We start from the raw sequence: 26078 nt of genomic DNA, 5'->3' as shown, positions 1-26078 counted from the left end.
CAAGACGTCAAATCCCCCGCAAACAAGCGAACAACCGCCGCAACCCCGCCGCCGCAAGCTTTGCTCATGACTGCGCAACAGGTCCCCTGTGGGAGAAGGTGGCCGAGCGGAGCTCGGTCGGATGAGGGGTGTTCCAGGGAACGCCAACGCCTCATTTCTTCCAACATCCCTCAACCGTCTTGGCGCTACGCGCCAATCCACCTTCTCCCACAAGGGGAGAAGGGAAAAGGCTCCTAAACCAGCGGCTTCAGCGCCACCCAGACCGCGCCGCCGATCAGGCCGAGGAAGATCAGCCAGCCGACCTGGTTGTTCGATCTGAACAGCCTCAGGCACTGGTCCGGATCGTCGATGTCGAGCACGCCGATCTGCCGCGCCAGATGGGCGCCGGCGGCAATCAGCCCGGCGAGCGCCGGCACCGGTGCCTGCGCCGAGGCGAAAGCAATGGCGAAGCAGACCAGCGCTCCGCCATAAAGTCCGGCAAGCCAGGCCTTGGTGTTGTCGCCGAACAGGCGCGCCGTCGAGCGCACGCCGACGATGGCGTCGTCCTCCTTGTCCTGATGCGCATAGATCGTGTCATAGCCGATCACCCACAGGATCGAGCCGATATAGAGCATGATTGCCGGCCCATCGAGATCGCCGAACTCGACCGCCCATCCCATCAGCGCCCCCCAGGAAAAGGCAAGACCGAGAACCAGTTGCGGCCAATTGGTGTACCGCTTCATGAACGGGTAGATGGCGACGATGACCAGCGAGCCGATGCCGAGCAAGATGGCCAAGCTGTTGAACTGCAAAAGCACGGCGAGGCCGACCAGTGCCTGCAAGACAACAAACATCCAGGCCTGCCGGCGCGTAACCTTGCCGGCCGGCAGCGGCCGCGAGCGTGTGCGTTTCACCTGGTTGTCGATGTCCTCGTCGACCAGGTCGTTGTAGGTGCAGCCGGCGCCACGCATGGCGAACGCGCCAAGAAAAAACAGCAGCAGATACCACGGCGACGGCAGCAGCGAGAGCAGCGGGTCCGTCGGACGCGGATAGGCGCTCGCGGCAAGTGCAGCCGACCACCAGCATGGCCACAGCAGCAATTGCCAGCCGATCGGCCGGTCCCATCGGGCAAGCTGCGCATAGGGCCACAACCCCCGCGGCAGCGCGCGATAGACCCAGTGGCCGCTCGGCGCATCGGCGACGCGGCCCTGGGCCGCTTTCGACTGGACGGTTTCCATTTTGCTGGAGTGGCAGCAGAGGCGAATGCCGTCAAGCGTCAAGCAGGCCGGATCCGCTCGCGGCGCGGAATCGCCGCCGCGGACAGCCAAATGTCTTGACCCGCCGCCCGGGGCGCAATAGCGCAGTCCTGATCGGAACGGGCAAGGAATCCAGGCATGCGTGTTTTGCTGATCGGCTCCGGCGGACGAGAACATGCGTTGGCCTGGAAGATGGCGGCGTCGCCGCTGCTGACCAAACTCTACGCGGCGCCCGGCAATCCGGGCATCGGCGGCGAAGCCGAACTGGTGAGGCTCGATGTTTCGGATCATGCAGCGGTGGTCCGGTTTTGCCGCGAGAAAGAAATAGACCTCGTCGTGGTCGGCCCGGAAGGGCCGCTGGTCGCCGGCATTGCCGACGACCTTCGCGCCGAGGGCATCCGCGTCTTCGGCCCGTCAAAGGCAGCGGCCCGGCTGGAAGGCTCGAAGGGGTTCACCAAGGACCTCTGCGCCAAATACGGCATCCCGACCGCCGCCTATGGCCGCTTCGGCGATCTGGCTTCGGCCAAGGCCTATGTCGAGAGAATGGGTGCGCCGATCGTCATCAAGGCCGACGGCCTCGCTGCCGGCAAGGGCGTCACCGTCGCCATGACGCTTGACGAGGCGCTGGCCGCGCTCGACGCCTGTTTCGACGGCTCCTTCGGCCAGGCCGGCGCCGAAGTGGTGGTCGAGGAGTTTCTCAGCGGCGAAGAGGCAAGCTTCTTCTGCCTTTGCGACGGCATCACCGCGCTGCCCTTCGGCACCGCGCAGGATCATAAGCGCCTCAGTGAGGGCGACACCGGCCCCAACACCGGCGGCATGGGCGCCTATTCGCCGGCGCCGGTGATGACGCCGGAGATGATCGACCGAACCATGCGCGAGATCGTCGAGCCGACCATGCGCGGCATGGCTGAAACAGGCGCGCCGTTTTCCGGCGTGCTGTTCGCCGGGCTGATGATATCAGACAGCGGGCCGAAGCTGATCGAATACAACAACCGTTTCGGCGACCCGGAATGCCAGGTGCTGATGATGCGGCTGAAGGACGATCTCCTGGTCCTGCTCAACGCCGCCGCCGACGGCCAGCTGGCGCACACCTCGGTGCGCTGGCGCGACGAGGCGGCGCTCACCGTGGTGATGGCAGCCAGGGGTTATCCCGGCACGCCGGAAAAGGGCTCGGTCATTCGCGGCGTCGAGGCGGCGGCAGGTGAGGGCGTCGAGATTTTTCACGCCGGCACCGCAATCAACGGCGGCGCACTCGTCGCCAATGGCGGTCGCGTGCTCAACGTCACGGCGACCGGCCGCACCGTCGGCGAGGCGCAGAAGAAGGCTTACGCCGCGCTCGACCGGATCGACTGGCCGCAAGGCTTTTGCCGCCGCGACATTGGCTGGCTGGCGGTGGCGCGCGAGCAGGCGAACTGACGCTTCAGGCGGCCCTCAGCCTCAGCGCAGGCCGCGGCCGAATACGGACGAGACGCTGCTGACCGCATCGGCGGTGGGGGCAATTCCAGACACCGATGCCAGGCGCTCTTCGTTTCGCGTCCAGGCAACATATTCGGCAATCCCGCGCGGAAGGCTCGGCGCCGCCTCCGCCGCAGGCATTTGAAAGCCGCTGCTGAACCTGGCCAAGCGCGTCCTAAATACCGCGACCAGTTGCTCGAGGCTCGCGGGTGCTGCCACTGTGGCATAGGTCATGGCAGTGCCGGCGAGCCCCGCCTCGCGTGAGAGCGGCACCGGTATCGAGGCGAGATAATCCGGCTGCACGTCGATCAGGCCGCCGAACGGCCACTGTGCGCGCAATTCCGTCGCGTTCATCGGCGCGACGCTGACATCGATATCGTTGGGCGTGCCCGCAACCCTGTAGGGACAGCGGAACCGGCCGCAATTTGCTCGCGCCGAAAACTGCCAGAGCGCATAGCCCTGCCAGTTGCCCATCGGAAAATGCACATCGATGTCTGGCTTATAACGCGCATACCACAGCGGCAACCGGGACAGGAGCGGGTATTTATACTTATTGTCGGCGATATGCCTGGCGGTCGTGCCGTTGGTGTAGAGCACCGGAAAGCGGCCAACCCGACGATGCACATGGCGCACGAATTCCTCGGCATCCTCGAGCGACATCCATTGGGTGGGATCATCGTCCTCGATGTCGAGGGCAAGCAGGTCATCCGGCCCGGGTTTCACGAAATTGATGAAATTATTGGCCTGTCCCACGGGGTTGCCGGGGCGGGCGAGATGATAGGCACCCCATTTCAGGCCCAGCGCCTTGGCCACCACCTTGCGCGTCTGGAACAGTTCCTGTGCCATCGCATGGCGCTTCCAAAGCGTCTTGCACAGACGCATCTCGGTCTCGTCGCCGAAACAGAAATAGGGTGGCGGCATTCCGTCGGATGCCTTGTTGATGAAGCCGACAAGACGCTTGTCGGCAGCTAGCCGGGTCCAGTCAATGGAATTGTATTCGTAGGCGTCGACGACCAGCGCCCGGTCCGCATCCTTCCACGGTTCGGAGAAATCCGAGGCCCTTGCCGGCGTCAGCGCCAGGGTCATCGCGGCCGCGACAAGGAGAAGCGCTGAGCGGACAAGGGGGTGCGCCGGCGTTTTCAAACAGCAGGTCCTTGCTGGCCAAAGCCAAATCCTGAACCGCCATGGTTAAGGAAATGCTTTCGATCGCGGCCCGCGGATGCCACGGCTCGGACAGCTTCTCCGTCGATGGTCTTGATGGTTGTCACTGGCGAGAGGGGATATGAAACGGATTGAGCGCCGGCACTTGCGACAGCGTTCCCTCGGCCTCGCGTTTGCGATGAGGGGTCAGCGAGCATGGTGGTGAGCACAATGTGCCGCGATCCGACCAATAGGCTGCGCCGTTCTCGACCTTACCTTCATGATAGCAAAAACCGGCCGCCCGCCAAAGCAGGCGCATTCGATGCAGCGATGGGCGTCAAGTCTGCGAGCACGAGGCAATCCTATTTCGGTATTCTGCTCTATCTTGGCGAATTTAGCCTGCGTCGTGGCAATTGCAAAATCCACGTGACAAAGTTTGACGTTTACGTAAAAAGAAGATGGACAGGGAACTCCGAAAGCAGATGATTTTGCGCCGGCACGGGTCTTAACTTGGCCTGCCGGACTGAGGAGAGCCAGGCTGAGGAGAAGCGAGCGCCATGTATCGGGCACCGGTCGAGGAAATCGCCTTCACCCTGAAGCATGTCGCCGGCTTGAAGGCGGCGCTCGATGCCGGCACCTTTGGCGAACTCGGCGAAGACCTCGTCGACGCCATTCTGGCCGAGGCCGGCCGTTTCGCCAGTGAGGAGGTGGCGCCGCTCTATGAGATCGGCGACCGGCAAGGCGCGGTGCTCAACGGCGCTGCCGTCACCACGCCAACCGGCTGGAAGGAACTTTATCGCCGCTGGATAGATGGCGGCTGGAACGCGCTGTCCGCGCCGGAAGCGTATGGCGGCCAGGCGCTGCCGGCCATGCTCGGCGCCGCCGCGCTCGAAATGTGGAACTCCGCCTCAATGGCGTTCGGCATCGCTCCGACGCTGACCATGGGTGCGGTCGAAGCACTCGACAAGCACGGCTCGCAAGCGCTCAAGGCCAAATATCTGGAAAAGCTGGTCTCTGGCGAATGGATGGGCACTATGAACCTGACCGAGCCGCAGGCCGGCTCGGACCTGAATGCCTTGCGAACCCGTGCCGAGCCGGCCGGCGACGGCACCTACCGCATCTTCGGGCAAAAGATCTTCATTACCTATGGCGAGCACGATTTCACCGACAACATCATCCATCTGGTGCTGGCGCGGCTGCCGGACGCGCCGGCCGGCACGCGTGGCCTTTCGCTGTTCCTGGTGCCGAAATTCCTGGTTGGCGACGATGGCGCGCTGGGCGGGCGCAATGACGTCTTCTGCTCCGCGCTGGAGCACAAATTGGGCATCCACGCTTCGCCGACCTGCACCATGATCTATGGCGATGGCTTCGAGGGCAGCACGCCCGGCGCGATTGGCTGGCTGGTCGGCGAGGAGAACAAAGGCCTCGCCTGCATGTTCACCATGATGAACAATGCGCGCCTTGCCGTCGGCATGCAGGGCGTCGCGGTCGCCGAGGCGGCGACGCAGAAGGCGCTGGCCTACGCCAACGAGCGCCGGCAAGGCAAGGCGGCAAGCTATCGCGGTACCGGCATGGCGCCGATCGTGCATCACCCCGACATCCAGCGCAGTCTTTTGACCATGAAGGCGCTGACCCAGATTGCCCGCGCCATCTGCTATTCCTGCGCCTACGCCATCGATCTCGCGTCCGCGAGCGAGGATGCAAAGCACTGGCAGGAACGCGCCAATCTTTTGACGCCGCTGGCCAAGGCGTTTTCCACCGATGTCGGCGTCGAAGTCGCCTCGCTTGGGCTTCAGGTGCATGGCGGCATGGGGTTCATCGAGGAGACGGGGGCTGCAGCGCTTTATCGCGACGCACGCATTGCGCCCATTTACGAAGGCACCAATGGCATCCAGGCAATCGATCTGGTGACGCGCAAACTGCCGCTCGGCGGCGGTCGGCATGTGCATGGCTACATCGCCGAGCTCAAGGCCGTCGCCGATGCGGTGCGAGCGTCGAACCTTGAAGGCTTCGGCAGCACCGCCGATCGCCTCGACCAGGCGCTCGACGACCTCACACAGGTGACCTGTTTCCTGCAAGACCTGCAGGCCGAAGGCCGTTCCGACGAGGCGCTGGCCGGCGCCACGCCTTATCTCAGGCTGATCTCGCTTGCCGCTGGCAGCGCCTATCTGGCGCGCGGTGCGCTTGCCGACCAAAACCGCATCGCGCTTTGCCGGTTCTTCGCCGAGAACCTGCTGGGCGAGGTGGGCGCGCTGAAGGAGCGCGTCATCGGCGGCGCCGACAGCCTTGGCGTTGCCGGCAAGTCGCTGATTTCCGCCTGACGTTCGCAAACGCCCGAAATTCACAAAGGACAATCCGTGACAGACCACATCCTCGTCGAACGCCAGGGCGCCATCCAGATCATCCGCATCAACCGTCCGGACAAGAAGAACGCCCTGACCCGCGCCATGTATGCGACAATGTCGGCGGCTCTTACCGGCGGCGACGCCGATCCGGCGATCCGTGTCCATGTCTTTCTCGGCGTGCCCGGTGCCTTCTCGTCCGGCAACGACCTTGCCGATTTCATGGTCATCGCCTCGGGCGGCGAAGCCGGTACCGAAGTCTGGGATTTCCTGATGGCGTTGGCCAAAGTGGAAAAGCCCATGGTTTCCGGCGTCGACGGGATTGCGGTCGGCATCGGCACCACGCTCAACCTGCATTGCGACCTGACGTTCGCCACGCCGCGCACAATATTCCGGACGCCCTTCGTCGATCTCGGCCTTGTGCCGGAGGCCGGTTCGAGCCTGCTCGCACCGCAGATCCTCGGCCGGCAGGGCGCTTTCGCGCTGCTTGGCCTTGGCGAGGGCTTTTCGGCCGAGCGGGCGAAGGCCGCCGGGCTGATCTACGAGGTGGTCGAGGAAGACGCACTCGAAGCATCGGTATTGGCGGCGGCGGGCCAGATCGCGGCCAAGCCGCCGCAAGCGCTGAGGATCGCGCGAGACCTGATGCGCGGCTCGCGCGAAGACCTTGTCGAGCGCATCGGCCAGGAAAGCCAGCATTTCCGCGAGCGGCTCAAATCCGATGAAGCCCGCGCCGCCTTGACCGCCTTCTTGACCAGGAAAAAGGCCTAGACCTTCTGGCCTTGTCTCGCATCGTGGACCCGCCGGCAGCAACCGGCGGGTTTTCTCGCCATGCTCTCTTTGTCACATCGCCATTTTTTTACATTCGGCCTGGGCCTTTGCCGAAGACGTGTCGATCATGAATGTCTTGCCTTTGGCGTCGGTCATCAACATCATGCAATGCTTGATCGGTTTCGCCATTTTCATCATTTCGGCGCTCATCTTCGCGTCGGGCATCATGGTGCCCATATGCCCATCGGGCATGATCGCCATGACCTCGCCACCCTTCATCACCGTCATTGTCCCCATCGCGTCCTCCGCAAAGGCTTGCGAAGCGAAAAGGCCGGCAAGACCGGCTATCGTGACCAACCTGAGTGAATGCATTGCGTCCTCCTGAATTTGCGCCAGCGGCGCGTTGAGCCCTTCCCTGGTTCGTCCCCGCAAGCTGGAACGTTTCACGCACACGAGATCGTGAAGTGAGATCGGAAGCGCCAGGTCTCTGGAGCCCGGGAGTTCCGGGTGGTTCGGCGCAGGCGGTATGGCCTGACCTGGGTGCCGAGCGACTTACAAGGCCTAAGCCACCGCTGGGCGGCGTGCATGACGGTGAGGATTTCGACAGTCTCGCCGTCGACGCGATGAGGGATGATATACGGCTTCGACCAAGACGAGTTCCCGTGTCCCGTTGATGCGCCCGACACGCCCCATCGCGGTTGTTCGGCGAGATGTCCCGCCGCCGTTACGATGCGCGCAATGACTCTCGCGGCGGCCTCGGGATTGTCTTTCTCGCCATGCGCGCCGATTTCATCAAGCCGCCGCAGCGCCCGCTCGGTTTAGCGGATTGACTGTGGGTTATGCCTGGCGGGTCGACTTGACGTATTTCCCGACAACAGCCGCTACCTCGCCGGCACTGGCAAAATCGCCGCGCGAGGCTTCAGCCAATCTTGCCTCTATTTCGGCGAGTTGCCATTCCTCACGGGCTACAAAATCCTCGACGGCCTGCGCAGCCACATAGGAGTCACTCCTGCGATTGAAACAGCGCGGCATCGTCCCCTACGGATAAAGCCTCACCTTGTCCCAGCCGCCCTCGGCGTTGCGCGAAAAGACGACACGGTCGTGCAGCCGGAACGGACGGTCGTGCCAGAACTCGATGCTCTGCGGCACGATGCGAAAGCCTGACCAGTGTTTTGGCCGCGGGATCTCGCCGATCGCATGGCGCGCCGTGTATTCGGCGACCGCCTTTTCCAGCGCGAAGCGGCTCTCCAGCGGCCGCGACTGTTTGGAGGCCCAGGCGCCGATGCGGCTGCCGCGCGGACGCGTCGCGTAATAGGCGTCGGCTTCGGCGTCGGTGACGATCTCGACCGGGCCGCGCGCTCGCACCTGCCGGCGCAGCGATTTCCAGTGGAAGCACATCGCCGCTTTCATGCTGCCAAGGATCTCACGGCCCTTGGCGCTCTCGAAATTCGTGTAGAAGACAAATCCGCCCTCATCGAACCCCTTGAGCAGCACCATACGCACATTCGGCATGCCTTCGGCATCAACGGTCGCCAGCGCCACGCTGTTGGGGTCGTTGATCTCGCTCTTCGTCGCGTCGTCGAGCCACGCCGCAAAGAGCCGGAACGGCTCCGCCGCCTCGGTAAAGTCACCGCTTGTTAACCCGGTTTCGCTCATAGTTTTCCCAAATTTGTCGCCGGCTGGGGAGATTGCCGATTGTCGCGTATCGCGCAAGCTTTTGACAGTGGGCAATGGAGCGTTATCGCTTCGGCCAGCGCCAAAGCCATGATCGTGATAATCGTCCTGCCGCTTACCGCCTGTGGCGGCGGCGGCTTCAGCCTGGAGCAGGCGGAGGTCGACCGCTCGGTGCTGACCTCGAGCACGCCGGCCTCAGTCACGCCGCTCGATCAGGACCGCGCCTCCGATCAGGCCACGATCCGCAACGCCGTGTCCTCCGCCGACGTCGAGCAACTGGCTGGGCAGGCCGTTCCCTGGGCGAATGCCGACACCGGCTCGCGCGGCTCCATCACCGAGCTCGCGGAATTCAGGGCTAACGGTGAGACATGCCGTCGCTTCACCGCGTCGCGCGAGAGCTTCGACGGCGTCGCGCTGTTCAAAGGCGAAGTATGCCTGGCCGGCGGCAGCGCCTGGCGAATGCAGGACTTCAAGGCGCTCTGATTTTCCGCCGGCGATATAGTGGTAAGCCACTGGAATTTCTTCCTATGCAAGCGCATATAGGAGGCGATCATGGAACCACTCCTTCTCCAGGGCAGTAAGCATGCGCGACCCCTATGAGGTGCTGGGCGTTGCCAAGAACGCATCGGCCAAGGACATAAAATCGGCGTACCGGAAGCTCGCCAAGAAGTATCATCCGGACCAGAATCCGGATCCCAAGGCAAAGGAGCGTTTTGCCGCCGCCAACCAGGCTTACGAGATCGTCGGCGACGAGAAGAACCGCGCGGCTTTCGATCGCGGTGAGATCGACGCCGAAGGCAAACCGCGGTTCCAGGGTTTCGAGAGTGCGGCCGGCGGCGCCGATCCTTTCGCCGGTTTCCGCCGGCAGCAAGGGCCGGGCGGCGCGCATTTCGAATTCCGCACGGGCCGTCCCGGCGGTGACCCGTTCGACGGCAACAGCGACATCTTCAGCCAGATCTTCGGCGATGCTTTCAGCCAGCAGCGCGGTGCCGGCATGGGCGCCGGCCGCCGGATGCCGACCGCAGCCGACCTCAACGTGACGCTGGACGTCACCATCGAGGAGGCCGCAACCGCCGAGAAAGTGACGGCGATGTTCCCCGACGGCCGCAAGATGGCGGTCAAGTTGCCGGCCTATGTCGAGGACGGCCAGACCATCCGCCTGAAAGGCCAGGGTGAGCAAGGACCGGGCCAGCCGGGCGATGCGCTGGTTAAAATCCGTTTCCGCCGGCACCCGCGCTACCGCGTCGAGGGGCGCGACCTGCATGTCGACCTGCCGGTGGAACTGGCCGATGCGGTGCACGGCGCCAAGGTGGCGGTCGAAACCCCGACCGGCAGGATTGCGGTCAACGTCCCCCCTTGGTCGAGCTCGGACAAGGTTCTGCGGCTGAAGGGCAGGGGCCTGCCGGAAAAGGCCGGCGGTCACGGCGACCTCTACGCGCACGTGCGGCTGATGCTGCCGGAAGGCGGCGACGCCGAGCTCGAGGCGCTGATGCGCCGGCGAAAGGGCTGACGATCGAAAAGGCCGGCGCTTGATGCCGTGTGGAAAAGCGGACTTGCGGACGCTTCTGCTATACACCGAACGTCTTGATTGGGCCAGGAGCGTTGTCGCCGAACTACTGCTCAGACGTCGCGTTTGGAGCCGCGAGCGGAAGGGCAGCTTATGGAGCTTCATAGATGAGAGCGACGTTCAAGCCACGAAGCGCCGTGAGCGTAGATCGGAGCGCTCGCGACTGCAGAACGGGAATCCCAATTTCCGTCGCAAATCTCTGGAGCTTTGTCGGCTCCTGCAACAGGGGTAGGTTAGCTTATCTCGTAAGGAATAAAGCCACCGGTTTGGTGTTTCCACAGACGGGCAAACAGGCCATCCTGTCCCACCAGTTCGTCCGGCCCGCCTTCTTCCACGATGCGTCCCTGATCGAGCACAACTATCCGCTCCATCCTGGCAATCGTGGAGAGGCGACCTGCGATGGCGATCACCGGGGTCGAGTTTGTCCGTGTGGGTTCTGTGCCCGAAAGGTAAGGCCGTAGTCACTGCCTTTACAACGAGCCGAACTGGTTGCACTGTACTGCTTCGCACCGAATTTGAGCACGGCCTTCTGCAGGAGGGATCAATGGCAGGCGTGGAATCGATATATTTCACCGTGACGGTTAGTGATAAATTTTTGAGAATAACAGACAAACTACCATTTCCCGAGCCGTCGCCGACGGAGTTTTTCCTGAAAGTCCGTGATGCCAAACGTGAGGTGGCCGTTACGACCCAAGGCAATAACGTCGGCAGTGTCGATGTCTATGTGAGCAAGAACGAGAAAGATTGGCTTGTACACGAAGAGAATATGGAGGTCGAGGCTGACAGCACATACAATATTGATGACAAAGCTTTCCCGCCACCGCCACCCTCGAAGTCGAAGCAAGAAGCCGCCAAGGAAGATACCAAGAACTAACTTTGGCTCCCCCCTCCGCGGCTTAGCCGGCCGCCGCGATGTGCCAGCATGAAGCTGTTCCCGTAAGTGTTTGGGCTGCGGTTGCCGGGAAGGTTTGCATTCAAGATGATTTCTTCGGCGAAGTCAGTACTTGTGGCAAGTTCCATGATCGGGGTTTTCTTTGTAACTCCCCACATGACGTATCCCAGGTCATCAAATCCGCATCCTGTCGCGGCGGTTTCTCGTGACGTTGGATGAAAAATGAGTAGTTTTGGTTTGTCATTGCGGTAGCATTGACCTTCAAAGGCATATCCATAGACGACAGCAATCACCTCCTTGGTTGGAATTATAGGCTCGAGGTCATCGCGTTTCTTGACAATGGACATGCGAAGTAAGTTTTCATTCAACGGCAAAGTCGCTGTTCTGTGACTAACTTTGCCCACATTATCGAAATTCAACCTGACGCCATAGAGCGTAATCTGATCCGGCGAATAGTTTTGCGCGCTGGGTGGCGCAGGAATATCGGACGACATAATGCTTCTCCCTCCAGTATTGTTTGGCGATCGACCTGGCCCACCGCCCGGGCCAGACGGTTTAAGTGGGTTGCCTGTCGGCGTTGGTGACTTTGGCATCCCTTTCTCCTTCAAAAAATCTCGCGCCAGGCGAAGTTGTCGACAAGGCTGTCAGCGAAGCGGCGCGCACGCCCGCTTTCGCAGGCAACAACCATCGCCTCGGCTGCTTCGCGATAGTCCAGTGCATGCGGATCAAGCTCTTCCCACGACCGCACCAGGATCTCGCCCACTAGGTCGCGGGCTTCTTCCAATGCCGATTTCAATGCGAAGAGGCGGCCGTCATTGGCGGCGAGTGAAACCGAAAGCAGGTCTTCGACCTCTTCTTCGGAAAGCTCACTCCTGAGATCACGAAAGTCACGCGGATCCAGATCGGACAGCCCGCGTTCGAACAGCAGCACCTGGTAGATCTCGATAAGGATGTCGAAGAGTGCGCCCGCGAAGGGCTTGGAAAGGTCATGCACTTCCGTGCTGACGTCGCTCATCCGCAGCGAGTGGCTGAACCGTCGGACCTGCTTTTCGTCGGAGAGCTCGCCGAAGCGGTCCAGTTCGTTGTTGATCAGGAGGTTGCCGCGCGTGCGCCGCAAAAGCAAATCCAGCGCAGTATCGAAGTGCAGGAGCGAGATCAGCGCGATGAAATCGGCCACTGCCTCGTGGTAGGCGAAGTATTCATGCGGCGGATCGAAACGGGGAACTCCCATGACGCCGAAAATCACCAGATGCCCGATCTCGTGTGCAACAGCATCGAAGTTGAGCGCGAAGGGCTGCGTGGTTCCGCGGGCCTCATCGATCCCCATCTCCAGAAAGCCGTAACCCGACTGGGCGTTGTCCCAGTTCAGCCGCGGCACAATCTCGAGACGCGGATAGGTCGGTTCGAAGAACCAGGGAATCTCGCGCCCCACATAGCTCTCGCAGATGTCGAGCACCCGCCGCACGCAAGCGTAGGCATGCGCCGCCTCGAACTCCGGTGTGCCCAGCGGAATGTTGTCGAAGTGCCCGTCTGGGCCGGCTACCGCAGGCGGCCTGAGGGCACCGGCGTAAGGAGGCAGGTAAGGAAACTGGTATGGCTGCTTTTCAAGCAACGGGTCGATCACATACATCCGTCGGTCGGCTGGCCCGGGGCCGATCGCGTCAGGCGGCGTGGAGACCCAAATCATCTCGGGCCGTTCGTAACCCTGAATGAAAGGAGGTTGGGGAAAAACAAGAAAGCGTGTTCCAAGGCGCGAAGCCGCGGATCCAATACCCGACTGCCATCTTGCACTGGCGCCCATGCAGGCAGTCCCACCCCTCTCCTGAAAGGACAGTCTGAAGTATTCCTGTTAGATCAAAATCCATCCCGTTCCGCAAGAACAGACCCAATGTCGTCGTCCCACAGCCCGGCCGCGCCGAGGTCATAGGCCCAAGCTTCGGTCAGGGTGAAAGGCGGGGTCATCGGCGCATGCGCCAGAAGTTCAGGGCAGCATGCAAGTTTCGCCAGCAAGCCGGTTGCGTCTTCGCGTTTGCGGTCGATCGCCGATCGGGGGAGCCAGTCAGCAAGCCGATCCAGGGCCGTTGCGGATTTGCTGGGCAGAGAAGATCGCGCCTCCGCGAGCAGCCTCGGATAGCTGCGATCGACGAAGTGCGTGTCCCGCGCCAGCACTTCCAGAGATCGCCTTTCCACGGCGTTGATGATGCCTGCTCGCAATGCCCGCTTTAGCGTAAGGCGTATGTTGATAAGCGCTTCGCTCAGGGCCGCCGCGCCGAGTTCAGTAGGACACATCGCTACCGCGACTTCATCGTCGTCGGCGAGCGGCGTCAACGCGTACCATCGGTAGATGAAGCCATGGCCCTGCATGCCGAACGCCGCCAGTTCAGCGGCGCGGAGCGCGCCCATGCTTGCCGCCCCGAACACCGGAATTCCGTTTCCCAACGCCCACAGGATTTCCTTGTGACGAACTGCCGGTACCTTCCCGAACGAACCGTCGATGAGGATTATCGCTTTCGGTTGATAGGCTCTCATTGCGCGGACGATCGAACCCTGTTCGGCGGGCGGTAGATAAACGGCGTCGAGGATGGCTGCCGCTTGGGCACGCGGCAGTGTCGGTCCGAGGAAAATGACCGGCTTGTCCGCCATCCCTATCCTCCGATGAGGTCTTTGAGCGGAGGGGCGACGAGACGGACAATCTCGATATCGGGATCCGTGCTGCTATGGAGCGGCACGACAAGGGCCGCCTGCGCTCCGGCGCGCCTTAGCGATTTGAGAACGGCGTCGAGCTTGCTGGCGCCTGAGGTCGGTCCGACGCTATCGGCGGGAAGCGTGGTGGCGTTCCCTGGCACCCGGAACGAGCGTCGACGCGTGTCCAGGTCCACTCGGTCGTACCACTCGGGATAAGCGGCACGTGTAATATCTTCACGGGCACCGGCGAGCGCGGTTACCCGGGCCTGTGCCGCCTCCATCAGTGCCTTGGCCAAGGCGCCATCATGGGTAAAGTCGCACGCAAACCCCTCGCCCGGCAGCGGCGCAATCTCCTGATGCGCTTCCGATTCCATTACGGCGCAGCGAAAGACCGGCAAATCATGATCGCCTGGGACGAGCCATATTCCGGCAACGAGATCCGCGGCTGCGAGGCTTGCCAGAATTCGCGACGAACACGGACCGCCAATACGGGCGGGGTCGATACGAATTTCCGGAAAGGAACGTGGATACCGCTTGGCGCCTGCGATGCTCGCGCGCTCGATGATTTCTAGCGCTGCATGGGTGATCGCGGAAACTAGCGTTTGCCCGGCGGCGAGTCCGCGCGTGGATCGGGGAAACGCCACGGGATGCGGGGACGGAAGCGCGTAGATGGTATCGACCAGGGGGAGAGGAACTGGCAGCACCCGGCCGGTGAAAATATCATAACCGTCGGTCCACCGGAGTTGCAGTTGATCCCAGCCGGCGTCGAAGTCATGGACTCGGCAGCCGGCATAGAGGGCCCGAATCTCTTCTCCCAGAACGCGCGCGCTTGCGATCCTGATGCGCTCATGCGAGACCTGCTCCGCTGCCCATCCTTCGAGCGCTTCCATCAGTGCCCCGGCCGCTGCCTCTATGAGGGTTTCACCCTTGCCCTGGGAGACAGCGTTGGAGAGCGACAATGGCCGCACGGCTTGAGCAACCGCCACGCCGGCGCGATCAAGGCGGGTCAACGATCCGATCCGCGTTATGCCAAAACGTCTCCGGACGGAGAAAAGCCCGCGGGCGAGCTTCTCGGTGGCTGCGGAGTCTGTGCACTGGGCATCGCCAAGGGCGGAGAGTTCGCGGTCGAGCCTAAGACCGATCTCATTCGCAGGAATGGCAAGCGCCTGCGCAAAGCCGGTGTCGGACTTCACAGCCGGAGCCGATCGAGGTCCAGCCGCACGCGTGACGCCAGGGGTGCGGCCCGCTGTTCGGTGCTGACTTCGAGCGCTCGACGAAGGTCGGCCATCACCGCCTCCTGCGATTCGCCAAGGGTATGACGGAGCACACCGCGCTGCCGTAGCAACTCAGCAAGCCAGAACACTTGCCCACTGCTGGTCGAAGCCGCGATGATGCTATCCAGTATCGACAAGGCCTCGTCGTTGCGTCCAGCGCGTTCTAACAACTCCGAACGCATGCCCTCAAAAACGGGGGCACCCTCGTAGGTCGCGATCTCGCGCCAGCGTGTCAGCTCGGTTTCGAATGCCACTACGCCAGCTGCCGCGTCCCCGCTCATACCCTGCGCCCAGGCACGGAACAGCGCCGCCTTGGCGAGTACACCCGGCGTTGCCCGCCCGAGTTCTCCGATCCTTTCGGAGACCGCAATCACACCGGGATGGTCGTTTCGATATCGTTTCAGCTCGATCTCGAACTCCAGTGCATGCAACATGCTGTTCGGATGATTGATGTGCTCGGCCCATCGTTTGGCAGCGATTATACTTTCGGAAGCCCCATTGTCGTCGCCTACGAACCACAGGGAGAACGCACGTTCGCCCAGGCCGCAGACCTTGGCGTCATGACCTCCGTAACGGCCGCGGTTGAAACATGCGCGATCCTCGTCGTAAAGAACGAGACCCTGCTCGACGCATTTTAGGCAGTGCGAATGCAGCCCGGCATCAATGTTGGTCGCCCATGCGCAATGCAGCGACTGAAGCCGGACCTCAGGATCTGCAGAGCCTTCAAGGTCCTGCACGAGGATGTCGGATCTTGCGCGCTGTGTCTGGTAGTCGGGCGCAGTGAACCACCAACCCCAGTAAAGCGGGAACCATTCTGCACGATCCCGATCCTTAACCGTGGCGCACAGCGATACGCCGCGCTCATAGATCGCACGCGCTTGCTTGCTGCCTCTACCGAAAAGCGCTGCAACGACCGGCCCGCGAACTGTGAGGAGGCGAAGCAGCTGCTCATTCGACTCGGCATTCCTGCCGGCCTGAGCGAGTTGTTTCTCAGCGAAATCCAGCAGGTTTTCTGCCTCCTGCATTGCTGACCGAACATCGCAAGCCTCTGCCGCCTGAATAGCGTGGCGCGCCGCCTGCACAGGCTGTCCGGCCTGCCCGAAATGCCATGCCATCGTCTCGTCGGAGAGCGGCGGAACAACACCTGATTGAATGAGATTTACAACGCTTGTGTGGATTTCCTGCCGCTCGGATTTCAGGAGGCTTTCGTAGGCCGCTTCCTGGATCAGCACGTGGCGGAAGCGAATTTCCATACCGCCAGACTTCCGACGGACAATCCCGGCTTGGACAAGACCTTCGATTGCTTCGTCCAGAGGTATGGCAAGAGGCCCAAGTTCAAGCACACAAGCCAGCAGTTTCCGTCGGAACTGTCGCCCTAGGACGCTTGCGATTTGGGCGACACGTCTCAATGGCCCCAAGCTGGCGAGGCGGGCTGCGAGAAGATCCCGGAGATCCAGAATGCTATCCGCACGAAGCAACGCCTCCAATCCGGCCCGATCTGGCAAGCCAGCCTTCGCTCGTTCACGGATCCAAAGCGCCAGCTGTTCGGCAAACAGGGGCACGCCATCGCTCTTCTCGTAGATAAAGGCGACCAGTTCATCTGGTGGCGAATAATCCTCCCAGATCGTGCTGAGCAGCTCCGCGGTAGCTTGAGCAGTCAGGCCAGACAAGGCGACGGCAAGCACGTTTGGATCGCCGAAACCGTCCGGCGCGATAGCCTCGCGCGACGTTACTGCGGCAAGAATCGGCCGTGTTTCGATCCACCGGCTCAGCTTGGCGACAAGTGCTTTGGTGAGCGTGTCTGCCCAGTGAACGTCCTCGATTATCAGGAGGAGCGGTCCAAGAACGGACGGCGACGTCAGAAGTGACAGCATGGCCTCGACAACACGCGCCCTGATCTCCTCGTTCGAGAGATCGACCTGCCAGGCTTGGCCAGCGCCCCCCTCCGTCTCGCCCGCGACAAGGAATGTGATGATCTCGGCATTCAACGCGCCAAGTTCCGAGCCATGTGACCGCAGGTAGCGCGTGACCGCATCCCGATCCGGGTCGGCGTTGCCGGTCGCGTCTGCGATTGCCTTTCTGAGAGGTTCTAGAAACGGGTGCAGCGGTTCCGAATTGCCGCGCGGCTGACATTGAAACACCAGGGTCCGCACACCCTTAGCGGCAAGATCACGGCGGAACTCGGCGATCAGCCGGGATTTTCCGATCCCGGGGTCGCCATGGAGAAGAATGAACTGGCCATTGCCGTTTGCGGCTCTAACCCAACGCCGGCCACACAATTCAAGCTCGTCTTCGCGACCGATTAGCGGCGCGGAAACGCGCCGATACGCTGTGAAGCGGTCGAACTGCTGCCGGCGAGTTAATGGCCGCCACAAAAGTACCGGTTCGCCAAATCCTTTCAGGTGCCTTGGACCGATCTCCTCGAATTCGAACGCGCCCATGGTAAGCCGATAGGTGGCTTCTGCGACAGCAACACTGTTCGGCGCTGCTTCGGACTGGATGCGCGCAGCCAGTGCCGGCGCGACGCCAATAATCTCGGTGGCGCCCGGAAGGTTCGTTTTCGAAGCGTCAGCGATGACGACCACACCTGTGGTGATGCCGACCCTTACCTTGAGGCTGGATTCGGACTGTCTCGCCAGCTTCTCGCACCACTCGACAATTTCGATTGCCGACGCGACCGCACATTCGGCGGCATCTTCCCTGGACTCGGGAAAGCCGAAATAGGCGCAGCCGCCGTCGCCATGAACCCGCTCGAGGTAGCCATTGTAGTCGCTGATCAATGCAGCCGCTCCATTGTGGAGCGAACGTTGCATAGCGCCGAATTCTTCGGGGTCCAGCTGATTTAGCAGAGTGGTCGAACCAACAATGTCATAGTACAGCGCGGTCACATGCCTGCGCTCCCCTGCAAGCGACCCGGTCTGAACTCGTTCCCTGGTGGTCATCGGACGTCCTGCAACACGCTGAGAGAGCCACGCGGCTTTCTCGGATGTTATCGAAGCTCCATCGTGAGCACTAAGGCTTAGAATAGTCCCATTGGCAACGGCATAATGGGTTCCTAGCCCACCCGTCTGCTATCCGTTCGCAATCCAGTCGTGATCATCAACGCGGGCTTTCAGTTCGCTGCAACGACAGGAATGGGGTGCCTCTAGCCTAACAGGAGTGTCGGCTGGAGGAGCGCGCGTGCGGTCCACGTTTGGCGCAATCACGTCTCCAGCGCGCTCACTGGCAACGTCCGCTTCCGGGATAGGGCCGCGTCTCCGGAATGTCTTAGATTAGGCGCAAACCGGTCGTCCACAGCTCAAATCATGAAGTCGGCTTGGGGTCATGAGCGTGACTTCGGCCGCTGGCCAACGAAACTTCCGCCAAAGGGTCATCTTCCGCCATGCCACACCGATACCAAGTGTCGGATTTTTCCACTGGCCCACGCCCGCAAGGTCAAAGCGCTCCAGCATTCTTTGCGCGTCCAAGGCATGCGCGGCTCTGTAGACCAACGGCTTTGTCCCCCGAACTGTCCGCTTTGAACGCTTGAAGGGGCACTGTGGCTGTGCGATAGGCACTCCACAAAGTAGAGAACCTTGCGGAGAGCGCTGACATGGCGGGTGGACGGGGCCTTATGGCCGGCAAGCGCGGCCTTATCCTTGGCATCGCCAACAATCGCTCGATCGCTTACGGCATCGCCAAGGCCTGTGTCGACCATGGCGCCGAGATCGCGCTGACCTATCAGGGCGAGGCGTTCAAGAAACGCGTCGAGCCGCTTGCCGCGGAACTGGGCGCGCATGTCGCCGGCCATTGCGACGTGACCGACCCGGCCAGCCTTGATGCGGTGTTCGCCGATATCGCCAGCCATTGGGGCAAGCTCGATTTCCTCGTCCACGCCATCGCCTTTTCCGACAAGGACGAGCTGACCGGCCGCTATGTCGAGACGACGCGCGACAATTTCCTGCGCACCATGGATATTTCGGTCTATTCCTTCACCACCATCGCCAAACGTGCCGAGGCGCTGATGACCGACGGCGGCTCGCTGCTGACGCTGACCTATTACGGCGCGGAAAAGGTGATGCCGCACTACAACGTCATGGGTGTCGCCAAGGCGGCACTCGAAGCCAGCGTGCGCTATCTGGCCGTCGATCTCGGCGCCAAGAAGATCCGTGTCAACGCGATCTCCGCCGGCCCGATCAAGACGCTTGCCGCATCCGGCATCGGCGATTTCCGCTACATCCTGAAGTGGAACGAATACAATTCCCCGTTGAAGCAGACGGTGACGCAGGAGGAGGTTGGCGATTCCGGCGTCTATTTCCTGTCCGACCTTTCGCGCGGTGTCACCGGCGAGATCCATCATGTCGATTCCGGCTATCATGTCGTCGGCATGAAGGCGGTCGACGCGCCGGATATTTCTACCGTCAAGGACTGACGCCGCCGCCTGACCTCTTCCGGAAGACCTGATGTACCCGCTCGTCTATATCGTGCGCCACGGCCAGACGGCGTGGAACGCCGAGGCCCGGCTGCAGGGGCAGGCCGATACCGACCTCAACGAGCTTGGCCGCGAGCAGGCTAGCCGCAACGGGCGTAGGCTGGCCGAACTCATCGACAAGCCCGAAGATTTCGACTTTGTCGCCAGCCCGATGCGGCGCACGCGCGAGACGATGGAGCGCCTGCGCGCGGCGATGAAGCTCGATCCGCACGCCTATCGTACCGAGCCGCTACTCGTAGAATTGAGCTTTGGCGACTGGCAGGGTTTCACCTTTGCCGAACTCGAGGCGAACGATCCCGGTTCGACCAGGCACCGCCGCCTCGATAAATGGAATTTCCAGCCGCCCGGCGAAGGCGCCGAAAGCTATCAGATGCTGCTCGAACGGGTGAAGCCGTGGTTCGACGCTCTCGATCGCCAGACGGTCTGCGTGACCCATGGTGGCGTCATGCGCGCGCTGTTCCGCCTGGTGCTGGGGATGTCTGAACAAGAGGCGGTCAGCATGGAAGTGCCGCAGGACCGCCTGCTCAGGCTGGACGGCCGGCGCCTGGAGTGGCTTTGAGACCGATGAGGTAGCGTATGTTGAGACCAGGTCGGGCCGGCACCGACGCGCCCTACTCGGTCGATCCGGTGTCCGGCAGTTCCATGTCGGTGACGACGTTCTCGCCATTCGTCACGTCATACGCGAGGACGATGTCCATGCCCGGTTTCAGCGCATCGAGATCGGTTTCGGCGTTCAGCTTGTAGGACTTGCCGTCGTCCAGCGTCAGCGTCAGCGCGTCCTTGTCGACCTTCTTGATCAGGCCTTCGGTCTGGCCGGCGAAGGCGGCGGTGGAAATCAACAGCGTGGCGGCAACAGCGCCAATCAGGATACGCATCATCGTCCTCTTTAATCATTGCCGGTACAGCGGCTCGGTCCAACGGAACGGAACTGAGCAGAAACCAATCGAATGTGTCAAAACTAAATCCGCCGGATCACAGTTTGACCACTGTGGAAAACGCCAATAGAAGGCAAGCTGCAGCGCCGCGTCCTCCTGGGCGCGCAACGAACGCTGTAGCACTTTTGATTTTTTTTGCGCATGATCCTTTCCGAAAATCGCGCCGATTTTCGAGGTCATGCGCTAGGCCGGCTCCGACGCCGGCAGGGCTGGTTCCATGTCGCACAACACGTTCGGCCATCTCTTCCGCGTCACCACCTGGGGCGAAAGCCACGGGCCGGCGCTGGGCTGCGTCGTCGATGGCTGTCCGCCCGGCATCCGCTTCACTCGCGACGAGATCCAGGCCGAACTCGACAAGCGTCGCCCCGGCCAGTCACGTTTTGTGACCCAGCGTCGCGAACCTGACGAGGTCAAGGTCCTGTCCGGCTTTATTGTCGATGAGGACGGGGAGACGATGATCACCACCGGCACGCCGGTGTCGATGCTGATCGAGAATGTCGACCAGCGCTCCAAGGACTATGGCGACATCGCCCGCCAGTTCCGGCCGGGCCATGCCGACTACACTTACGAGGTCAAATACGGCCTGCGCGATTACCGCGGCGGCGGTCGCTCCTCGGCGCGTGAGACTGCGGCGCGAGTGGCGGCCGGGGCGCTTGCCCGCAAAATCGTGCCAGGCATGGTGGTGCGCGGCGCGCTGGTGTCGATGGGCGAAAGATCGATCGATCGCGCCAACTGGAACTGGAATTTCGTCGGTGACGCCGAAAACCCGTTCTTCACTCCCGATCCGGCGTCGGTCGCCGTCTTCACCAAATATCTGGACGGTATCCGCAAGGCGGGCTCCTCGGTCGGTGCGGTCATCGAGATCGTCGCCGACGGCGTGCCGGCGGGGCTTGGCGCGCCGATCTATGCCAAGCTCGACCAGGACATCGCCTCCGGCCTGATGTCTATCAACGCCGTCAAGGGCGTCGAGATCGGCAACGGTTTCGAGGCCGCCCGCATCACCGGCGAGGAGAATGCCGACGAGATGCGCATGGGCAATGACGGCAAACCGGTCTTCCTGTCCAACAATGCCGGCGGCATCCTCGGTGGCATCTCGACCGGCCAGGCGATCGTCGCGCGTTTCGCCGTCAAGCCGACCTCGTCGATCCTGATGCCGCGAAAGTCGATCGACAAGGACGGCAACGACGTCGAGATCATGACCAAGGGCCGGCACGATCCATGCGTCGGCATCCGCGCCGTGCCGATCGGCGAGGCGATGGTTGCCTGCGCCATTGCCGATCATTATCTGCGGCATCGGGGACAGACAGGGAGGGGAGTAGGGGAGTAGGGGAGTATGTTGGTGCACGCCAAGCAGCCAATTTTTTCCTTTTCCCTACTGCCGTACTGCCCTATTCCCCTACTCCCCTGCGAGTGAAGCGAGCGCTTATGCCTTACGACCAGAAGAAGATCGTTGAAGCCCTGCGCGCCTTCGAGCGCGGCGAGATCGTCGTCGTCATGGACGATGACGGGCGCGAGAACGAGGGCGACCTGATCGTCGCCGCCGTCCATTGCACGCCGGAAAAGATGGCGTTCATCGTCCGCAACACGTCAGGCATCGTCTGCACGCCGATGCCGCGCGAGGAAGCCAAGCGGCTCAACCTGTCGCCGATGGTGGCCGACAATGATTCTGCCCACACCACTGCCTTTACCGTCAGCGTCGACTTCAAGCACGGCACCACGACTGGCATTTCGGCGGACGACCGCACGCTGACGGTGCGCAATCTCGCCAATGACAATGTCGGCGCGTCCGATTTCGTGCGCCCCGGCCACATCTTTCCGCTGATCGCGCGCGAGGGCGGCGTACTGATGCGTTCGGGCCATACCGAAGCCGCTGTCGACCTTTGCAAGCTCGCCGGCCTGCCGCCGGTCGGCGTCATTTCCGAGCTGGTCAACGATGACGGCACCGTGATGCGCGGCCCGCAGGTGCAGGCCTTCGCCGAAAAGCACGGGTTGAAGCAGATCTCGGTTGCCGACCTCATCGCCTACCGGCAACGCAAGGAAACGCTGGTCGAACGCGTCGCCTGTTCCGACATCGAGACGCCCGGCGGCAAGGCGCAGGTCTTTACCTATACGCTGCCCTGGGATTCCATGCATCACGTGGCGGTCGTCTTCGGCGATATCCGCGACGGCGTCGAGGTGCCGGTGCGCCTTCATTCCGAGGACGTGGTGAGTGACGTCTTCGGCACCAGCCACAGGCTGGACGCCATCATGAAGGCGATGGGTGAGCGCAAGCGCGGCGTCATCGTCTATCTGCGCGAAGGGTCGGTCGGCGTCGCCCATCAGGAGCGCAAGCGGCCGGCTGCCGGCGACCGCGAGGACCATGAAGAGGCGCGCCGGCGCGAGAACGAATGGCGCGAGATCGGCCTCGGCGCGCAAATCCTCAAGGATCTCGGCATTTCCTCGATCAATCTGATCGCCTCGCGCGAGCGCCATTATGTCGGCCTCGAAGGTTTTGGCATCCACATCGCCAAGACCGAGATTCTTTAGACCGTTCTCACGATGCTGGTATGCGTCCGGCCCCCGCCTCGGGCCGGACGCACCGGAAGCTATTCCGCAGCGACCGCAGCAGCGTCGCAGGCTGCAATGTCGCAATCCGGCGCGGCAAGGCTGCGCTGGCCGGCAAGCACGATGACCAATGCGATTGTGCCCGACGCCACCGATACCCAGAACCCGTTCTGCGCGCCGAAAGCGTCCACCACCCAGCCGGCGGCGAATGAGCCGAGCGCCATGCCGATGCCAATGCCGGTCATCACCCAGGTCACGCCTTCGGTCAGCACCGCCTCGGGCACGCGCCGCTCGATCAGACCGAATGCCGTGATGAAGGTCGGCGAGATCGCCACGCCGCTGACGAAGACGGCCAGTGCCAGCAGCGGCACGGTGTCGGCGACGAGCAGCGGCAGCGTGGTAAGCGCAATGATGGCGATTGCGATGGCAAGTTGAATTTGCAGCGGCACTTTCAGGTTCAGGGCGCCGATAATGATGCCGACGACGAACGATCCGAGCGCGTAGACGCCGATAACGAAGCTGGCGGCGCCCGGCTGGCCAAGCTCCTTGGTGATCGCCACTGTGCTCACCTCCGTGGTTGCAAAGGTCGCGCCAATGAAGATCAGCGCCAAGGTGAGGATCTGGACAGGCCGCAGGCGGATTGCCGAACCGCCCGAAGCATGTTCCACCGGTCTGGCTCGCGGTTCGGTCGAACGCTGCAGGATGAAAGCCGTCGAACCGAGGGCGAGGAACAATGTGCTCGCGAGCACTCCCGCTTCCGGGAAAAGCGCGACGCTCAGCCCCACCGACAGCGATGCCCCGGCGATGTAGACCAGTTCGTCCGCCGCCGATTCAAAGGCGAACGCGGTGTTCAGCTCGGGACGGTTGCGGAAGATCTCAGTCCAGCGCGCGCGCACCATTGCCGGGATGCTGGGCATGACAGCAGCCAGCAGCGATGACACGAACAGCGTCCATATCGGCCAATGCTGATTGGCCGCCGCAATCAGGATCGCGAAAGCGAGCGTGGAAATCACGGTGGTCGGCACCACAATCCGCGTCTGGCCGAGGCGATCCACCAGTCGCGATACCTGTGGCGCGACGAAAGCGTTGGCAAGCGCATATGTCGCGGAGACAGCGCCGGCCAGCCAGTATTCGCCATCAGTCTGTGACAGCATCGCAACGATCCCGATCGGAGCCATGGCCATCGGCAGCCGGGCAACGAACCCGGCTGCGGCGAAGCCTATGGCGCCAGGCGCGCGAAAGATCTGGGTATAGGGATTTTGCATGGTCTGGCTCCTCGACAACGGACGGTTCGACGATTACATACGTAACGTATGAATTTAAATAGATCATACGCCGCGTATGTCAATTGGCATACGAAGCGTATGTTAATAGGGCCAGAGCATGCACAGACCACGCAAGGAGATGATTGCCGAGACCCGCGCCAAGCTGATTGCCGCGGCACGCCAGGCCTTCGGGACGCTCGGCTATGCCGAAGCCTCGATGGATGATTTCACGGCATCGGCCGGGCTGACGCGCGGTGCGCTCTATCATCACTTCGGCGACAAGAAGGGCCTTCTCCAGGCGGTCATCGCCGAGATCGACGCCGAAATGTCGGCCCGGCTGAAGGTGGTTTCGGCCAAGCCGGACAATCTCTGGCAGGGCTTCGTCGACGAATGCACCGCCTATATTGAGATGGCGCTGGAGCCGGAGATCCAGCGTATTGTGCTTCGCGACGGCCCGGCGGTGCTCGGCGATCCATCGCAATGGCCAAGCCAGAGCACATGCATCCGCTCGATGACGGAGAGCCTGCAAAGACTGAGCGACGAGGGGACCATTCTTGCCATCGATCCCGAAGCCGCGGCAAGGCTGGTCAGCGGCGCCTCGTTGCATGCGGCGCAGTGGATCGCAAATTCGAACGATCCCGAAGCGACGTCGAAGAAGGCAGTGAAGGCGTTCAAGGTTCTTCTGGAAGGGCTGCTCAATCTCACCGGCAGGCTGCACCAGCCTGATCGACTATCGTCGATGCACCCCGAGATTGACCAGTCACCGGCCTGAGGTTGTTCTTTCCAGCAATCTGGCGGCTCGCGCTGGAACCAGCCGGCCCCGCCCGCTTAAACCCTGTTGAACATCACACCAGCGAGACGCTAAAACATGGCCAAAGCGTCGAGGCGCGCCTATATCGGGGCATGGTCACGAGACTTTACACCCATCCGATTTTCCTCGAGCACATAACCCCGCCCGGTCACCCGGAGCGGCCGGACCGTTTGCGCGCCATAGAGCGTGTGCTTGACGACGAGGCCTTCGCGGCGCTCGATCGCGTCCAGGCGCCGGAAGGCGACGAGGCAACCATCCTTTACGCGCATCCGCCCGAATTCGTCGAACGTGTCCGCACAGCGATACCGGACACCGGCATCGCCCGTATCGACGCCGATACCACCGCCAGCCCAAAGAGCTGGCAGGCGGCCGTGACTGCGATCGGGGCTGCCAACGCTGCTGTTGACGACGTCTTCACCGGCCGTGCCGACAATGTCTTCGTCGCCGCACGGCCGCCTGGCCATCATGCCGAAAAGACCACCTCCATGGGTTTTTGCCTGTTCAACACCGCGGCGATCGCGGCACGCTACGCGCAGAAGAACCATGGCGCCGACCGCGTTGCCGTCGTCGACTGGGATGTGCATCATGGCAACGGCACGCAGGACATCTTCTGGGACGATCCGTCCGTGCTCTATTGCTCGACGCACCAGATGCCGCTTTACCCCGGCACCGGGGCCGTGAGCGAAACCGGCGCCGGCAACATCGTCAACGCGCCGCTGGCGCCGCAGAGCGGCAGCGATGTTTTCCGCGACGCCTTTCTGTCGCGCATCCTGCCGGCGCTCGACAATTTTGTGCCCGATCTTATCATCATCTCCGCCGGTTTCGACGCCCACCACCGCGATCCGCTGGCCGAGATCAACCTGACCGAGGATGATTTCGACTGGGCGACCGGTCAGTTGCTCGAACGCGCCGGGCGCCTTAGCGGCAATCGGGTCGTCAGCCTGCTCGAGGGCGGCTACGATCTGCAGGGATTGGCATTTTCAGTCGCCGCCCATGTCGGGCGGCTGATGAAGGGATAGA

General features: G+C 62.3%; 25 protein-coding genes and 2 pseudogenes. 12 read left to right on the top strand and 15 right to left on the bottom strand.

The genetic code is table 11. The features are described from left to right. Positions 1 to 233 precede the first annotated feature (233 nt). Positions 234 to 1217 (bottom strand): 4-hydroxybenzoate octaprenyltransferase, encoded by a 984-nt coding sequence (gene ubiA, locus NKH63_RS21435; RefSeq protein ID WP_352483740.1) that lies wholly within the window; start codon positions 1215 to 1217, stop codon positions 234 to 236. A gap of 156 nt (positions 1218 to 1373) precedes the next feature. Between ubiA and purD the strand changes: the two genes are divergently transcribed. Beyond that, the gene (gene purD / locus NKH63_RS21430; protein ID WP_352918661.1) at positions 1374 to 2651 is read left to right on the top strand and encodes a phosphoribosylamine--glycine ligase; all 1278 of its coding nucleotides are present in this window, start codon (positions 1374 to 1376) and stop codon (positions 2649 to 2651) included. Positions 2652 to 2672: 21 nt separating this feature from the next. Here purD and NKH63_RS21425 read toward each other — a convergent pair whose 3' ends face one another. Beyond that, the gene (locus NKH63_RS21425) at positions 2673 to 3833 is read right to left on the bottom strand and encodes a glycoside hydrolase family 25 protein (RefSeq protein ID WP_502896348.1); all 1161 of its coding nucleotides are present in this window, start codon (positions 3831 to 3833) and stop codon (positions 2673 to 2675) included. Positions 3834 to 4387: 554 nt separating this feature from the next. Between NKH63_RS21425 and NKH63_RS21415 the strand changes: the two genes are divergently transcribed. Both NKH63_RS21415 and NKH63_RS21410 read left to right on the top strand, forming a co-directional pair. Next, positions 4388 to 6151: an acyl-CoA dehydrogenase family protein gene (locus NKH63_RS21415; RefSeq protein WP_023716879.1), complete on the top strand. Its 1764-nt coding sequence runs from the start codon at positions 4388 to 4390 to the stop codon at positions 6149 to 6151. Between the two features lie 36 nt (positions 6152 to 6187). Beyond that, positions 6188 to 6940, top strand: a complete 753-nt coding sequence (locus NKH63_RS21410) for a crotonase/enoyl-CoA hydratase family protein (protein ID WP_023716880.1) — start codon at positions 6188 to 6190, stop codon at positions 6938 to 6940. Between the two features lie 72 nt (positions 6941 to 7012). Here the strand turns inward: NKH63_RS21410 and NKH63_RS21405 are convergent, their stop codons facing one another. The 4 genes and pseudogenes from NKH63_RS21405 to pdxH form a co-directional block, all read right to left on the bottom strand. Continuing rightward, positions 7013 to 7312 carry a hypothetical protein gene (locus tag NKH63_RS21405; RefSeq protein ID WP_023716881.1) on the bottom strand — a complete coding sequence of 100 codons (300 nt, stop codon included), beginning with the start codon at positions 7310 to 7312 and terminating at the stop codon, positions 7013 to 7015. Between the two features lie 71 nt (positions 7313 to 7383). Then, positions 7384 to 7728: a type II toxin-antitoxin system RelE/ParE family toxin gene (locus tag NKH63_RS21400; protein WP_245278506.1), complete on the bottom strand. Its 345-nt coding sequence runs from the start codon at positions 7726 to 7728 to the stop codon at positions 7384 to 7386. A 49-nt stretch (positions 7729 to 7777) separates the two neighbouring features. Next, positions 7778 to 7951 (bottom strand): annotated as a pseudogene (locus NKH63_RS21395) (CopG family ribbon-helix-helix protein); the annotation flags it as partial. A 27-nt stretch (positions 7952 to 7978) separates the two neighbouring features. Beyond that, positions 7979 to 8596, bottom strand: coding sequence for a pyridoxamine 5'-phosphate oxidase (gene pdxH / locus NKH63_RS21390; RefSeq protein WP_023716884.1), 618 nt, complete (start codon positions 8594 to 8596; stop codon positions 7979 to 7981). A gap of 39 nt (positions 8597 to 8635) precedes the next feature. On the opposite strand from pdxH, the gene NKH63_RS21385 reads away from it, so the two are divergent. Together NKH63_RS21385 and NKH63_RS21380 are read left to right on the top strand one after the other, a co-directional pair. After that, on the top strand, positions 8636 to 9097 hold the full coding sequence (locus NKH63_RS21385; RefSeq protein WP_023716885.1) for an RT0821/Lpp0805 family surface protein: 462 nt from the start codon (positions 8636 to 8638) through the stop codon (positions 9095 to 9097). A gap of 100 nt (positions 9098 to 9197) precedes the next feature. Next, entirely contained in the window at positions 9198 to 10124 is a 927-nt protein-coding gene (locus NKH63_RS21380) for a DnaJ C-terminal domain-containing protein (RefSeq protein WP_023716886.1), read from the top strand. Positions 10125 to 10414: 290 nt separating this feature from the next. Here the strand turns inward: NKH63_RS21380 and NKH63_RS21375 are convergent. Continuing rightward, positions 10415 to 10591 (bottom strand): annotated as a pseudogene (locus tag NKH63_RS21375) (hypothetical protein); the annotation flags it as partial. A 134-nt stretch (positions 10592 to 10725) separates the two neighbouring features. On the opposite strand from NKH63_RS21375, the gene NKH63_RS21370 reads away from it, so the two are divergent. Further along, a complete protein-coding gene (locus NKH63_RS21370) occupies positions 10726 to 11055 on the top strand; it encodes a hypothetical protein (RefSeq protein ID WP_352918656.1) in 330 nt (109 codons plus the stop codon). On the opposite strand, the gene NKH63_RS21365 is transcribed toward NKH63_RS21370, so the two are convergent. The 5 genes from NKH63_RS21365 to NKH63_RS21345 form a co-directional block, all read right to left on the bottom strand. Next, positions 11052 to 11567: a hypothetical protein gene (locus tag NKH63_RS21365; protein WP_051409559.1), complete on the bottom strand. Its 516-nt coding sequence runs from the start codon at positions 11565 to 11567 to the stop codon at positions 11052 to 11054. The two genes, NKH63_RS21370 and NKH63_RS21365, sit on opposite strands and share 4 nt — an antisense overlap. Before the next feature lie 110 nt (positions 11568 to 11677). Next, positions 11678 to 12874, bottom strand: coding sequence for a gluzincin family metallopeptidase (locus NKH63_RS21360; RefSeq protein WP_023716889.1), 1197 nt, complete (start codon positions 12872 to 12874; stop codon positions 11678 to 11680). A gap of 53 nt (positions 12875 to 12927) precedes the next feature. Beyond that, complete coding sequence (locus tag NKH63_RS21355; protein WP_023716890.1) at positions 12928 to 13716, bottom strand: TfuA-like protein; 789 nt, start codon at positions 13714 to 13716, stop codon at positions 12928 to 12930. Between the two features lie 2 nt (positions 13717 to 13718). After that, complete coding sequence (locus NKH63_RS21350) at positions 13719 to 14951, bottom strand: YcaO-like family protein (RefSeq protein ID WP_352918654.1); 1233 nt, start codon at positions 14949 to 14951, stop codon at positions 13719 to 13721. Beyond that, positions 14948 to 17974 (bottom strand): ATP-binding protein, encoded by a 3027-nt coding sequence (locus NKH63_RS21345; protein ID WP_031193359.1) that lies wholly within the window; start codon positions 17972 to 17974, stop codon positions 14948 to 14950. The genes NKH63_RS21350 and NKH63_RS21345 overlap by 4 nt, the downstream gene beginning before the upstream one ends. A gap of 650 nt (positions 17975 to 18624) precedes the next feature. Between NKH63_RS21345 and fabI the strand changes: the two genes are divergently transcribed. Together fabI and NKH63_RS21335 are read left to right on the top strand one after the other, a co-directional pair. Continuing rightward, positions 18625 to 19443: an enoyl-ACP reductase FabI gene (gene fabI / locus NKH63_RS21340; RefSeq protein WP_031211054.1), complete on the top strand. Its 819-nt coding sequence runs from the start codon at positions 18625 to 18627 to the stop codon at positions 19441 to 19443. Positions 19444 to 19474: 31 nt separating this feature from the next. After that, the gene (locus NKH63_RS21335; protein ID WP_352788386.1) at positions 19475 to 20062 is read left to right on the top strand and encodes a histidine phosphatase family protein; all 588 of its coding nucleotides are present in this window, start codon (positions 19475 to 19477) and stop codon (positions 20060 to 20062) included. A gap of 52 nt (positions 20063 to 20114) precedes the next feature. Here the strand turns inward: NKH63_RS21335 and NKH63_RS21330 are convergent, their stop codons facing one another. Both NKH63_RS21330 and NKH63_RS21325 read right to left on the bottom strand, forming a co-directional pair. Then, positions 20115 to 20378: a DUF1344 domain-containing protein gene (locus NKH63_RS21330; protein WP_023716902.1), complete on the bottom strand. Its 264-nt coding sequence runs from the start codon at positions 20376 to 20378 to the stop codon at positions 20115 to 20117. 15 nt (positions 20379 to 20393) lie between these two features. Next, positions 20394 to 20618: a hypothetical protein gene (locus NKH63_RS21325; protein WP_352494383.1), complete on the bottom strand. Its 225-nt coding sequence runs from the start codon at positions 20616 to 20618 to the stop codon at positions 20394 to 20396. A 37-nt stretch (positions 20619 to 20655) separates the two neighbouring features. On the opposite strand from NKH63_RS21325, the gene aroC reads away from it, so the two are divergent. Both aroC and ribB read left to right on the top strand, forming a co-directional pair. After that, positions 20656 to 21765, top strand: coding sequence for a chorismate synthase (aroC, locus tag NKH63_RS21320; protein WP_352918651.1), 1110 nt, complete (start codon positions 20656 to 20658; stop codon positions 21763 to 21765). A 98-nt stretch (positions 21766 to 21863) separates the two neighbouring features. After that, complete coding sequence (gene ribB, locus NKH63_RS21315; RefSeq protein ID WP_352483720.1) at positions 21864 to 22964, top strand: 3,4-dihydroxy-2-butanone-4-phosphate synthase; 1101 nt, start codon at positions 21864 to 21866, stop codon at positions 22962 to 22964. A 59-nt stretch (positions 22965 to 23023) separates the two neighbouring features. On the opposite strand, the gene NKH63_RS21310 is transcribed toward ribB, so the two are convergent. Next, entirely contained in the window at positions 23024 to 24247 is a 1224-nt protein-coding gene (locus tag NKH63_RS21310; protein ID WP_352918649.1) for an MFS transporter, read from the bottom strand. A gap of 118 nt (positions 24248 to 24365) precedes the next feature. Here NKH63_RS21310 and NKH63_RS21305 point away from each other — a divergent pair, with 118 nt between their 5' ends. After that, positions 24366 to 25019, top strand: a complete 654-nt coding sequence (locus NKH63_RS21305) for a TetR/AcrR family transcriptional regulator (protein ID WP_352483718.1) — start codon at positions 24366 to 24368, stop codon at positions 25017 to 25019. 131 nt (positions 25020 to 25150) lie between these two features. Further along, positions 25151 to 26077: a histone deacetylase family protein gene (locus tag NKH63_RS21300; RefSeq protein WP_352483717.1), complete on the top strand. Its 927-nt coding sequence runs from the start codon at positions 25151 to 25153 to the stop codon at positions 26075 to 26077. The last annotated feature ends 1 nt before the right edge of the window (position 26078 follow it).

Origin of the sequence: Mesorhizobium sp. M0960, assembly GCF_040319055.1 — a bacterium.
Lineage (GTDB): Bacteria > Pseudomonadota > Alphaproteobacteria > Rhizobiales > Rhizobiaceae > Mesorhizobium.
Note: the sequence above shows the minus strand (reverse complement) of the source record. Positions and strands in the feature narration are given on the sequence as shown.